This is a genomic window from Neisseria sp. P0021.S005 (assembly GCF_051956955.1).
Genome location: NZ_JBQCWY010000864.1, coordinates 1 through 601, shown reverse-complemented (window position 1 = coordinate 601; position 601 = coordinate 1). Strand labels below are relative to the sequence as shown.

Here is a 601-nt window from a genome sequence, read left to right as displayed (position 1 = left end):
TGAAAAAATTTAACCAGTTCAACAAAATCTCTCAAAACAACAAATTTAAAGCCGAGTTGATGGAACGCAACGCATCCCCGCGCTATCAATATACCAACGGCAAACGCACCCAAACCGGCTGGGAAGAACACGCCTACTTCAAAGTAGAAAGCAAAGACTTTGAAGCACTCAACCGCCTGATTGCCGACAGCATCAATATCGCCGTTTTGGAGAACTCCTCATTTTCCGTATCCAAAGAAAAACGCGAAGAAACCGTCGACCAACTGAGCAAGGCCGTCATCCTGCGCTTCAAAGACCGCGCCCAAAACCTCGCCCAAACACTCGGCTTCTCCAGCTACAAAATCGTTAAACTCAACCTGGGCCACATCGGCAACCGCCAAGTCGGCGGCGACTTTGCACACGCCAAAATGTTGCGTGCAATCCCTGCTGCAGAAGTAGCTGCAGGAATAGAAGATGGCGTACCAGCCTCTACGGGCTCAGAAGAAATCAGCCTGACCGTCAGCGGCTCGGTGCAAATGTAGGATTTTCTTTGAAAGCATTTTAAAGGCCGTCTGAAAGTATATTTTTCAGACGGCCTTTTTATTTGCTCAATAATTAGAAC

1 protein-coding gene is annotated in these 601 nt (G+C 47.8%); it reads left to right on the top strand.

Annotation, left to right across the window (positions count from 1 at the left end):
* Positions 1-521: SIMPL domain-containing protein (locus ACTHUE_RS19830; protein WP_440424261.1), on the top strand; the 521-nt coding region annotated here is incomplete at its 5' end.
* Positions 522-601 lie beyond the last annotated feature (80 nt).